Annotated in this window: 6 protein-coding genes; 3 read left to right on the forward strand and 3 right to left on the reverse strand. The window is 36.0% G+C overall.

Annotation, left to right across the window (positions count from 1 at the left end; translation table 11 throughout):
• Nucleotides 1–214 precede the first annotated feature (214 nt).
• From CDOM15925_RS09835 to CDOM15925_RS09845, 3 genes are all read left to right on the forward strand, one after another.
• On the forward strand, nucleotides 215–1333 hold the full coding sequence (locus CDOM15925_RS09835) for a tyrosine-type recombinase/integrase (protein WP_169943230.1): 1119 nt from the start codon (nucleotides 215–217) through the stop codon (nucleotides 1331–1333).
• A 141-nt stretch (nucleotides 1334–1474) separates the two neighbouring features.
• A complete protein-coding gene (locus tag CDOM15925_RS09840) occupies nucleotides 1475–2356 on the forward strand; it encodes an Abi family protein (protein WP_169943231.1) in 882 nt (293 codons plus the stop codon).
• A gap of 222 nt (nucleotides 2357–2578) precedes the next feature.
• Entirely contained in the window at nucleotides 2579–2809 is a 231-nt protein-coding gene (locus CDOM15925_RS09845; protein WP_169943232.1) for a helix-turn-helix transcriptional regulator, read from the forward strand.
• A gap of 160 nt (nucleotides 2810–2969) precedes the next feature.
• Here the strand turns inward: CDOM15925_RS09845 and CDOM15925_RS09850 are convergent, their stop codons facing one another.
• From CDOM15925_RS09850 to CDOM15925_RS09860, 3 genes are all read right to left on the reverse strand, one after another.
• The gene (locus CDOM15925_RS09850; RefSeq protein ID WP_169943233.1) at nucleotides 2970–4646 is read right to left on the reverse strand and encodes a relaxase family protein; all 1677 of its coding nucleotides are present in this window, start codon (nucleotides 4644–4646) and stop codon (nucleotides 2970–2972) included.
• Between the two features lie 72 nt (nucleotides 4647–4718).
• Nucleotides 4719–5048, reverse strand: a complete 330-nt coding sequence (locus tag CDOM15925_RS09855; protein ID WP_169943234.1) for a plasmid mobilization protein — start codon at nucleotides 5046–5048, stop codon at nucleotides 4719–4721.
• A gap of 821 nt (nucleotides 5049–5869) precedes the next feature.
• Nucleotides 5870–6733, reverse strand: an 864-nt coding sequence (locus CDOM15925_RS09860; RefSeq protein ID WP_169943235.1) for a WG repeat-containing protein, incomplete at its 5' end; no start/stop codon positions are given.

Below are 6733 nucleotides of genomic sequence, written 5' to 3' on the forward strand. Positions count from 1 at the left end.
TTATATCGGAAAGTTTGTGTATATTGAAGATGGTGCGGATGAAAGGACTTGAAAAAATACGCCGCAGATTTATTAAGGATTATATAAGTTTGTATAGTCTTAGAATACGATATCTTAAGCTAATTATAACTTTTTTAGAATTATAATTCTATCGCCAAATGGGTTACCCAGTGGGTTACCCAAAGCGGCGCAAAGGATTTGAAAAAGGACTCAAATGTCAATCAGTCTAAGCGAATACAAAAAGACGAAAGTTCCAAATATCTACGTGAGTAAAAATCATACGAATAAGTTTTTATTCAGAAAAAGAAGTAGCGAAGGAAGGCGAGCCACTAAGGTAGTAGAAATAGCCGTAAGAGAAAAATGGACCGGGCGGGAATATTTACAAGAAGCTATGGCAGTTTTTGCGGAGTGGGCAAAAGGCAAAGATATGGCGGCATCTAATGTTTCTAGAATCCAGCCAAACATCAAAGTTAAGCAGCTTTGGGATTTATATATGGAAACTAGAGCCAAAACCAAAGCTACGACCGGGCTAGCGGCGATGTTTAACAATCACATCAAAAACAGCCCGCTAGGCTCGCTGGCTATAGAAAAGGTAACGCTTGATCATATTCAAATTTTTTATAATTCTATGCGAAGCAAAGGGCTATCGCCAAAAACATACAATAAAACGATAAAGGAAATTTTACGCCCCATGTTTAAATATGCGCTTATTCATAGGGCTCTAGCTTTTGAGCCGACGTTTGGTTTAAAGCTAGACAAGATTGAGAAAAAATCAAAAGTTATCAACTGTTCGGATAAACTTAGAAATTTATTTTCTGCCATTAATGAACTTTACGCCGACGACGTTTTTTACTGGACGCTTTTTGCCCTGATTTTTACGGGCAGGCGAAAGTCCGAAATTTTAAACTTAAAATGGAAAAACATAAATTTCAGCAACAACACTATGCTTTTAGAGAGAACAAAGAACTCTAACGACTATATCGTAGCCATCCCAAATTTTATAGCATCCAAGCTACAAGAGATACCGAGAATAGCTGAGCTGGTATTTGCTAGCCCCGTAAGCGGCGAGACGATAGTTAATCTAGACAGGCAAGTCAAAAAAATCAGAGAACTCTCAGGAGTTGAGAATTTTCACCTGCATATGGCGCGAGATATAGTAGTCGGCGCTCTTGCGGAAGCTAGCGCAGATATCCATACAATGTCGGGCACTTTACTACACGAAGAACTAGCGACCCTGCAACACTATCTAGGCGTCGATACTTACAAAGCGACTCAGAAAAGCTCGCAAGTGATAGAAAATTTAGTAGCCACTAAAAGATTGGGGCAGAAATGACGTTTGCGGCAAAATACCAGTAAGGCAAACGAGAGGTTAAATATATAAAATATGATATAATGAAACAATATAATTGTAAAGAATAAAAAATTGGATAAATTTAATAAACCAAAGTTATCTGTTGCCCAGCAAGTCGTCTACTTGGAAACCAAAGGGGTAAAATTTAATATATGCGATAAAGAATCGGCTATCGATTTTTTAACCAACAATAGTTACCTATTTAAAATAAAATCCTATGCTAAAAATTACACCAAACGAGACGACGGTACATACATAAATTTAGAATTTGCCTATTTAAAGGAGCTATCTACTATAGATATGCATCTTCGCAGATTTATCCTAACTCTTACCTTAAATATAGAGCATCTTTTAAAAACTAAGCTATTAAGGGATTTTAATGAAGATGAGTGTGATGGATACTCGATAGTAGATGATTATCTCAATGCCAATCCCAAACAGAAAAACTATTTTTTAAATTATAGCAAACACGACTTTACAGCCAAAGACAATATTATTAATAAATATAGAGTCAATCTATCGATATGGAATTTAATCGAGATATTGGAGTTTAAAAACTTTACAAATTTTTGCGATTTTTATTATAAAAAATTTCCAAATCAAGAATACATAAAAATAAAAAACATGCTAACATCAGTGCAGTTTATTAGAAATGCAGCGGCGCACAATAACTGTTTGATAAACAATCTAAACCCTATCGACAAATTTAGGCCGACTTATCAGATTATGGATTTTTTAAATTTACATCTAAGATCATCGAAAAAAAGCATTGAAAATAAAATGAAAAATCCATTTATAAATAACTTTTTGTGTTCTTTTTTGATATTTAATATACTTTGCAAAACCAAACCCATGAAAAAAGCTACGGTAGTAGAGCTAATTAGCCTGCTTAAAAGAGCTAGAAAACATAAAGGATTTTATGAATCCAACAATAAACTAACCAGTGCCTACGCCTTCTTGGTAAAATCTTCAGCAAGCATAAAAAGAAATTTTATACACTTTTAAGAGAATATATTGTAGTATTCGCATACTTGTACGCGCCTTACGGCGTAGGTCTTAGGCTACTTCGGTAGCCTTCGCACCTAAAAATCATACTTAACAATCCTCCAATTACCGTACTATTACCTCAAAATAAAAAATAGTAAAATATCTTTGGCGAACCGATTTTTTGCTTGACTTAAGGTTTGTCACATGATAGGATGGGTATAAAATTTATAAAGGAAAAAAATGCAAATAAATCCTTGTCAAAAAAAGTTTATAACCCCTGTGGAATTTGAAGCTCTCTTTAGTATCGGTACGGATGCTCAATCCATTTGGAGATCAAAAGGCATCTTGCCTTATATAAAGCTGGGCGGTAGAAAAATTCTATACGATAGAGAAAAAATAGAAAAATGGATAGCCAGGCACGAAGTGGATAGAGATCAAGTGCAATATATTTTAGATGCTGAATCTGTATAATATAACTGGACAGATAACGAAATTGGTATTAAAATAAAGCTGAGGTACGCTTGGGTAGGCCTATTTTTGGGCCTACCCAAGCTCTGAAAAATAAATCTAGCAAATCTATCTTTGGATTTCAACTGGAAGCATAATGCCAAACAGATAAAACCATCAGATTCTATCTCGTATCCATTCCCCATACATTCTCGTTCTCCTGGCCTAGGACTTTCAGCAATTCATCATCTGCATCAAGTGATATCTCGATATTTTTGTTTTTAAGATACTGTTCGTCAACTACTATTCTTGACACTTCTCTTTCAAAGATTCGTATTTTTTCGATAGTTCTTTGAATTCTTCTTGCAAACTTATTAATTTCTTTTTTAAAAACCCCAAAGATTTCTCGTATCTTTCTCTTTGTGTTTGCGACGATTCGTGTATCTTGTTCACGCAATCGTTCATCAAATGTTGCATGCGATCTATCAAATTTATCTTGTCTTGCTGCAAACTCGTTATCTCCTTCTCGTATTTTTCGATCAAGGCCTTCTTCTGCGATTCGTGTTCGCTCCTTTCGCTCTTGATCATCTGTGTCAAGCTCTCGTTTTCTTCGAGCAATGCTTCTTCTAATGTCGTCATCTTCTACTCCGTTCTCATAGGTATGTAGTATTTGTCGTTTTTCTCGAAGATCTCCTTGCTCCGAGGGACCGATATATAGTACTGCATCCTTCCGTCCGCTTCTGGTTCGGAATGCCTCCATGCTTGCGGTATCGTCCATACTCTCATCGCCTCCATCTCCTTTGTTTGCTCGTTCAGAATCACTTGTAGTTCTTTGATTGTGTCCGATCTCGCTTTCTTTATTTGCGGTTCCGCCATATAAGAGTGTATCTGATAGCCCGATACTATTCCTATTATCAGTGTCGTCGTAGCTATGAGTGCCGATATCCATCTTTTGTTCTTGCTTTGGATCGATATTATCTCTTGAAGGCGAGACTCTAAATTTTTGCCTATTGAATTTATCTCGCTTTTTAATGAGCTCTTCAAGCTTTCGCCTATTTCTTTCGCACTCTGCTTGTGTGTTTCTATTATTGAACTCTCGAATTCTTCTGCTTGAGCTTTGGCTGAGCTCTCCAAGTCCTTGAGCGCCTGTGAAATTTGCATCGTATATTCCTCCTTTTAAACGATTTTTTGTTTTTTGATTAGGTAGTACTACGGTTATACTCTTCTTTGTCGATCTAATTACTTCTATACCGCTTTGCATTAAAAGCTCTATTATGTGGTCTCTATTTTTGATGTAGCCCTCTCTTACTAGTTCGTGTAGCTTTTTATCAAGTTCTTCTAAATTTTGATAGTGCACGATGTTTTTCTTGCTAGCCGATATAGTTTGCTCTCTTGCGGGATCATCCGGACTTGACAGGCTATACTCATCGTTAATCATTCTTTTAATCAAATCAATCCTATGTTGGTCGAATTTTGCCAAGTATGGATTAAATGAATTGCCTGTTATAAGATCAATCTTCGGGATCAAGAAATTTAACTCGAGTCTTCCGTCCTTGTCGGAATGCTCGACCCAGAGTACATTTATCCGCTCTAGCATATAATCCCCGAGCAATGCGCGTTCGAAATCGTTTATGATTTTTAGCTTTCGCTCCTCGTTCATAAAATCATGCTTCTCCTCAAATGATAGAACTCCGAAACAGGTCTTTTGTTTATAAGTAACCCCTTTTATTACGGCTCTAGTTAAATTTTCGTCGCCCTTTACGACCTTAGCCGTTCCGGCCGCTTTTCTTCTTTCGTTTAAAAGGTAGTTTATGCTCCCAAGACCGCCGCCGGTATACGTAGGAAGAAATTTAACTAGCATCGTTACCCACGTCTCTCTTTACATAGCAAAAGTATAAAACCAAAAAACGATAAACTTTACCGATAGGTTCCATTACTTGCCCAACATCTCGTAAATTTGACGCAAGACGGCGTTGTCATCGGCTATGATTTTTAGACCGACCCTATCTAAACTTTCGTCGCGGTTTAACCTGGCAGCCACTTGGTTTAGGTTGTTTCCTTGTTTGGATAGCTCAGTCAAAAGCTCCCTTTCAATAGGAAGTCTAATTCGCCTGGACAGCATTGAACTTAGGGCAAATTTTGAAAAGGTCATCCCTGTTTCTTTTAGCTTCTTTTCGATAGCCGACCATTCGTCGGGCGTAAGCCTAAGTCTTTTGAATATAGTTTTAGTGATTTTTCTTTTTTTGTGAAAATTCTGATTCATAAATATCTCCGCGTCTTGATAAAATGCATGATATATGTTTAAGGGCGATAGGTCAAGTTAAAACTAGGATCGCAAATAAAAATTCTGAATATTTTGACAGCAATCGCATACAAACGTATTTATACATGTTAAATAGGTACGGGATCGAAAAAAGAAACAAGCGAGTATTTTAGCTACATACTATAAGAAAACTTTAAAAAACGTATTTTATGGGCTATAGGGCACTTTACACTATGAGTTTGATTAAATTTAGCTTAATTCGGTTTTTACTTTGGCTCACATGATAATAACGTATAGAAAAACATATTTTAAGTTTATGGTACTAGCAGCCAATAGAGAGAATAGATGGATTGTTTTTTAAGCAAGAAATAAAATAAAAAATTAACCTACAATCACTCCGAGCTCTTACGGAAATATGTCCGTAAGTTTAAATATTTATTGAAAACAGCCTACTTAGTTCAGCTGTTTTCAATAAATACACTCGGAGCAAAAGCGTGGGTCAAGGGAGTGGCAAACTCTCCTTGCGAGCCTCTTACGTGAGCCAAAAACGGTAACGTTTTGTGGCCACGTAGAGTATGCTCGCCCTATTAGCAAAAACGAGAACGAGCTAACGTAAGAAGACAAGGAATTTTTACAAAAAAGGAACATATAAACCAGCTACTCAAAGATATAAACTTGATATGACTTATCAAATATTGTAATCAGTAAATTAATCTAGCAACTTAGAAATGACACTAAAACCACACAAATAAAGCTTATAAAGATAATAAATAATATTATAATATTTAATAAATACTTATAGCTGCTCCATTTAAAAAGTTTTACTTAAAGTCGCCATTACTATCTATAAAAAACTCCTTCTCCGCCATCTTTATCAAGAACGTGTTTTCATTCATCCTTTGCACTACTTCAAATTCGCCGTAGAGTTTGTTTTTTATGAGAACGTTGTAGTTTGCATCCAAAAGTCCAAATTTACCATCGCTATTTGACAGCAAGAAGACATTGCCTGATTTGTCTGATATTTCTTTTGTGATTTCTATTTTGCTACCATCTTCTTTTAATGCTACAAAATCACCTTTGATATTGATAATAAACCGTTTGTGTCCTTTTTTAACTATGGCTAAGCCCTCGCTAAAGCCCGAGGCTTCATCAAATTTACACTCTACTACTTGTTCGCCTTTGGTGTTTATGTACCCCCATTTGCCGTCTTTTTTGACTGCAGCTAAGCCTTCGCTAAAGTCATAGACACCGTCAAACTTACTAGATATCTCCATCTGATTATTATTTTCGTCATGAACAACGAAATTTCCTTTGTTATTGATTGTAAATTGTTTGAGACCCTTTTTAACTTTTGCTAAGCCTTCAATAAAGCCCGAGGCTTCATCAAATTTACACTCTACTACTTGTTCGCTTTTGTTATTTACGTATCCCCATTTACCGTCTTTTTTAACTTTTGCTAAGCCTTCGCTAAAGTCATAGACATCGTCAAACTTACTAGATATCTCCATCTGATTATTATTTTCGTCATGAACAACGAAATTTCCTTTGTTATTGATTGTAAATTGTTTGAGACCCTTTTTAACTTTTGCTAAGCCTTCAATAAAGCCCAGGACCTCATAAAATTTGCACTCTACTACTTGTTCGCCTTTGGTGTTTATGTACCCCCATTTGCCGTCTTTTTTAAC

The sequence above is a fragment of the Campylobacter sp. RM15925 genome, assembly GCF_012978775.1.
Taxonomy (GTDB): Bacteria; Campylobacterota; Campylobacteria; order Campylobacterales; family Campylobacteraceae; genus Campylobacter_A; species Campylobacter_A canis.

Coding starts and splice junctions, on each gene's coding strand:
- CDOM15925_RS09835 (WP_169943230.1), top strand. CDS start 215: ATGTCAATCAGTCTAAGCGAATACAAAAAGACGAAAGTTCCAAATATC.
- CDOM15925_RS09845 (WP_169943232.1), top strand. CDS start 2,579: ATGCAAATAAATCCTTGTCAAAAAAAGTTTATAACCCCTGTGGAATTT.
- CDOM15925_RS09850 (WP_169943233.1), bottom strand. CDS start 4,646: ATGCTAGTTAAATTTCTTCCTACGTATACCGGCGGCGGTCTTGGGAGC.
- CDOM15925_RS09855 (WP_169943234.1), bottom strand. CDS start 5,048: ATGAATCAGAATTTTCACAAAAAAAGAAAAATCACTAAAACTATATTC.